3 rRNA genes are annotated in these 5326 nt (G+C 59.7%); all 3 read right to left on the reverse strand.

The window, feature by feature from the left end:
* Positions 1 to 17 precede the first annotated feature (17 nt).
* Positions 18 to 134 (reverse strand): 5S ribosomal RNA (gene rrf, locus WCD58_RS33500).
* Between the two features lie 135 nt (positions 135 to 269).
* Positions 270 to 3382, reverse strand: a 23S ribosomal RNA gene (locus WCD58_RS33505).
* Between the two features lie 382 nt (positions 3383 to 3764).
* Positions 3765 to 5294 (reverse strand): 16S ribosomal RNA (locus WCD58_RS33510).
* The 16S, 23S and 5S rRNA genes sit together here, the layout of an rRNA operon.
* Positions 5295 to 5326: the final 32 nt, after the last annotated feature.

Consider the following 5326-nt stretch of genomic DNA (forward strand, 5'->3'; position numbering starts at 1 on the left):
GTGGGGGTGGTCGGGTGTTCCGGCGGTGTCCTACTCTCCCACGACCTGTCGGTCGCAGTACCATCGGCGCTGGAGGGCTTAGCTTCCGGGTTCGGGATGGGTCCGGGCGTTTCCCCTCCGCTGTGACCACCGGAACACCCCACCACCCCCACCGGGCTTGTGGGCCCGTGGGGTGGGGTGTGTGGTCGTTGGGATATGCACAGTGGACGCGAACATGCTGGTGTTCGTTACGCAGTATTTGTGTTCTTGCCGTGACCCTTGATGGGTGTGTGGGCAAGTCCTCGGCCTATTAGTACCAGTCCACTGAACGCCTTGCGGCGCTTACATGTCTGGCCTATCAACCCACTGGTCTGGTGGGGGCCTTAACCCTCGAGGGGGTGGGAGACCTCATCTTGGAACAGGCTTCCCGCTTAGATGCCTTCAGCGGTTATCCTTTCCGAACGTAGCCAACCAGCCGTGCCCCTGGCGGGACAACTGGCACACCAGAGGTTCGTCCGTCCCGGTCCTCTCGTACTAGGGACAGCCTTCCTCAAGTCTCCTGCGCGCGCGGCGGATAGGGACCGAACTGTCTCACGACGTTCTAAACCCAGCTCGCGTACCGCTTTAATGGGCGAACAGCCCAACCCTTGGGACCTACTCCAGCCCCAGGATGCGACGAGCCGACATCGAGGTGCCAAACCATGCCGTCGATATGGACTCTTGGGCAAGATCAGCCTGTTATCCCCGGGGTACCTTTTATCCGTTGAGCGACACCCCATCCACCTGGTGGTGCCGGATCACTAGTCCCGACTTTCGTCCCTGCTCGACCCGTCGGTCTCACAGTCAAGCTCCCTTGTGCACTTGCACTCGACACCTGGTTGCCGACCAGGCTGAGGGAACCTTTGGGCGCCTCCGTTACCCTTTGGGAGGCAACCGCCCCAGTTAAACTACCCACCAGGCACTGTCCCTGAACCAGATCATGGTCCGAGGTTAGATGCCCAATTCGACCAGAGTGGTATTTCAACGTTGACTCCACGACCACTGGCGTGGCCGCTTCCCAGTCTCCCACCTATCCTACACAAGCCGAACCGAGCACCAATACCAAGCTGTAGTGAAGGTCCCGGGGTCTTTCCGTCCTGCCGCGCGTAACGAGCATCTTTACTCGTAGTGCAATTTCGCCGAGTCTGTGGTCGAGACAGCGGGGAAGTCGTTACGCCATTCGTGCAGGTCGGAACTTACCCGACAAGGAATTTCGCTACCTTAGGATGGTTATAGTTACCACCGCCGTTTACTGGCGCTTAAGTTCTCAGCTTCACCTTGCGGTTAACCGGTCCCCTTAACGTTCCAGCACCGGGCAGGCGTCAGTCCGTATACATCGTCTTGCGACTTCGCACGGACCTGTGTTTTTAGTAAACAGTCGCTTCCCCCTGGTCTCTGCGGCCCCACCCCGCTAACCCGCAAGGGGTTTCACGGGACAGGGCCCCCCTTCTCCCGAAGTTACGGGGGCATTTTGCCGAATTCCTTGACCACAGTTCGCTCGAACGCCTCGGTATTCTCTACCTGACCACCTGTGTTGGTTTGGGGTACGGGTCGCGTAGGAACTCGCTAGAGGCTTTTCTCGGCAGCATGGGATCACTCTGCTTCGCCTCAACCGGCTATGCGTCACGTCTCAACCTGTATGGCCCGCGGATTTACCTACGGACCGGCCTACACGCTTGCACCAGCACTACCACTAGCTGGCGGAGCTGCCCTCCTGCGTCACCCCATCGCTTGGCTACTACCAGGCAGGGTCCCGCGCTCCCCACCACCAGCTCCCGAAGGAGACTGGGATGGTTCGGGCGGTTAGCACACCTGGATTCGCCAGGGACGCGCCTACACGAGCACGGGAATATCAACCCGTTGTCCATCGACTACGCCTGTCGGCCTCGCCTTAGGTCCCGGCTCACCCTGGGCGGAAAAACCTGGCCCAGGAACCCTTGGTCATCCGGCGGCAGAGTTTCTCACTCTGCTATCGCTACTCATGCCTGCATTCTCACTCACACGGGCTCCACGGCTGGATCACTCCGCCGCTTCACCGCCCGCATGACGCTCCCCTACCCAACACCACCACCACCGACAAGCCTCGAGGGCTCCGGAGTGTTCACGTGGTGTTGCCGCGGCTTCGGCGGTGCGCTTGAGCCCCGCTACATTGTCGGCGCAGGACCACTTGACCAGTGAGCTATTACGCACTCTTTCAAGGGTGGCTGCTTCTAAGCCAACCTCCTGGTTGTCTGGGCGATCCCACATCCTTTCCCACTTAGCGCACGCTTAGGGGCCTTAGCCGGCGATCTGGGCTGTTTCCCTCTCGACGACGAACCTTATCGCCCGCCGTCTCACTGCCGCGCTCGAGCTCACCGGCATTCGGAGTTTGGCTGACTTCAGTAAGCTTGTGGGCCCCCTAGGCCAACCAGTGCTCTACCTCCGGTGAGTAACACGCGACGCTGCACCTAAATGCATTTCGGGGAGAACCAGCTATCACGGAGTTTGATTGGCCTTTCACCCCTACCCACAGCTCATCCCCCAGGTTTTCAACCCTGGTGGGTTCGGGCCTCCACGCCGTCTTACCGGCGCTTCACCCTGGCCATGGGTAGATCACCCCGCTTCGGGTCTAGAGCACGCGACTACAACGCCCTGTTCGGACTCGCTTTCGCTACGGCTACCCCACACGGGTTAACCTCGCCACGTACCACTAACTCGCAGGCTCATTCTTCAAAAGGCACGCCATCACAAGAACCAAGCTTGCTCTGACGGCTTGTAGGCACACGGTTTCAGGTACTATTTCACTCCCCTCCCGGGGTACTTTTCACCTTTCCCTCACGGTACTTGTCCGCTATCGGTCATCAGGGAGTATTTAGGCTTACCGGGTGGTCCCGGCAGATTCACAGCGAATTACACGGGCTCGCTGCTACTCGGGCACGCCACAACGCATGCACGCAGTGTTTTCGTCTACGGGGGTCTCACCCTCTACGCCGACGCGTCCCAACGCCTTCGACTAACACCACGAACACCCGCACCGGTCCGGCAGAACCAGTACATGACGCCCCACAACACCCCACCAGCAACACCTGCCGGCTCTCACACAGGCGGGGTTTAGCCTCTTCCGCTTTCGCTCGCCACTACTCACGGAATCACTCTTGTTTTCTTCTCCTGCGGGTACTGAGATGTTTCACTTCCCCGCGTTCCCTCCCACCGTCCTATACATTCAGACAGCGGTGACACCCCATGACGGGTGCCGGGTTTCCCCATTCGGACACCCTCGGATCAACGCTCGGTTGACAGCTCCCCGAGGACTATCGCGGCCTCCCACGTCCTTCATCGGCTCCTGATGCCCAGGCATCCACCGTGCGCCCTTGACAACTTGACCAACACACACATCAAGAAATCACGACACAAATGTGCACAGAAACAAAAGATGCTCGCGTCCACTGTACAATTCTCAACGACCACACGAACCAGCGCCCAACCCCACCAACCGGCGAAGCGGGCGCTGCCCGTCCCAAAGACGACACCACCCCAGCCCGAAAGCCAGGTGTTGTCCTCTCAGGACCCAACAGTGTGCCGCCGACCCACGCCACCAAGGCGCCGGCCGGACATGTTCGGTGTTTCCACTTTTTCTCGAGCAACCCGTTCCCACCACCAGGCGCGAAACCCGGTCAGGTACTGAGGCCCTCCACCACCACCGCGGGACGCACAGGACACACGCCTGTGAACACCCCACCAGCGTGGTGTTCGGTGAAGCTCCTTAGAAAGGAGGTGATCCAGCCGCACCTTCCGGTACGGCTACCTTGTTACGACTTCGTCCCAATCGCCAGTCCCACCTTCGACCGCTCCCCCCACAAGGGTTGGGCCACGGGCTTCGGGTGTTACCGACTTTCGTGACGTGACGGGCGGTGTGTACAAGGCCCGGGAACGTATTCACCGCAGCGTTGCTGATCTGCGATTACTAGCGACTCCGACTTCACGGGGTCGAGTTGCAGACCCCGATCCGAACTGAGACCGGCTTTACGAGATTCGCTCCACCTCACGGTTTCGCAGCCCTCTGTACCGGCCATTGTAGCATGTGTGAAGCCCTGGACATAAGGGGCATGATGACTTGACGTCATCCCCACCTTCCTCCGAGTTGACCCCGGCAGTCTCCCATGAGTCCCCGGCATCACCCGCTGGCAACATAGGACAAGGGTTGCGCTCGTTGCGGGACTTAACCCAACATCTCACGACACGAGCTGACGACAGCCATGCACCACCTGCACACCAACCACAAGGGAACGCCCATCTCTGGACGCGTCTGGTGCATGTCAAACCCAGGTAAGGTTCTTCGCGTTGCATCGAATTAATCCACATGCTCCGCCGCTTGTGCGGGCCCCCGTCAATTCCTTTGAGTTTTAGCCTTGCGGCCGTACTCCCCAGGCGGGGCGCTTAATGCGTTAGCTGCGGCACGGAACCCGTGGAATGGACCCCACACCTAGCGCCCAACGTTTACGGCATGGACTACCAGGGTATCTAATCCTGTTCGCTACCCATGCTTTCGCTCCTCAGCGTCAGTATCGGCCCAGAGACCCGCCTTCGCCACCGGTGTTCCTCCTGATATCTGCGCATTTCACCGCTACACCAGGAATTCCAGTCTCCCCTGCCGAACTCTAGTGATGCCCGTATCGACCGCACGCCCAGAGTTAAGCCCCAGGTTTTCACGGCCGACGCGACACACCGCCTACGAGCTCTTTACGCCCAATAATTCCGGACAACGCTCGCACCCTACGTATTACCGCGGCTGCTGGCACGTAGTTGGCCGGTGCTTCTTCTCGACCTACCGTCAACCCAGCAAAAAACTGGGCCTTCGTCGATCGCGAAAGAGGTTTACAACCCGAAGGCCGTCATCCCTCACGCGGCGTTGCTGCGTCAGGCTTCCGCCCATTGCGCAAGATTCCCCACTGCTGCCTCCCGTAGGAGTCTGGGCCGTGTCTCAGTCCCAGTGTGGCCGATCACCCTCTCAGGCCGGCTATCCGTCGTCGCCTTGGTAGGCCATCACCCCACCAACAAGCTGATAGACCGCGGGCCCATCCCCCACCGAAAAACTTTCCACCACCCAGCATGCACCAGGAGGTCCTATCCGGTATTAGACCCAGTTTCCCAGGCTTATCCCGAAGTGGAGGGCAGGTCACCCACGTGTTACTCACCCGTTCGCCGCTCGTGTACCCCGAAGGGCCTTACCGCTCGACTTGCATGTGTTAAGCACGCCGCCAGCGTTCGTCCTGAGCCAGGATCAAACTCTCCAACAAAAAACATTGGAACAAACAGTCCCAGCAAAAAA

Origin of the sequence: Actinomycetospora flava, assembly GCF_037400335.1 — a bacterium.
In the GTDB taxonomy this organism is placed as follows: domain Bacteria; phylum Actinomycetota; class Actinomycetes; order Mycobacteriales; family Pseudonocardiaceae; genus Actinomycetospora; species Actinomycetospora flava.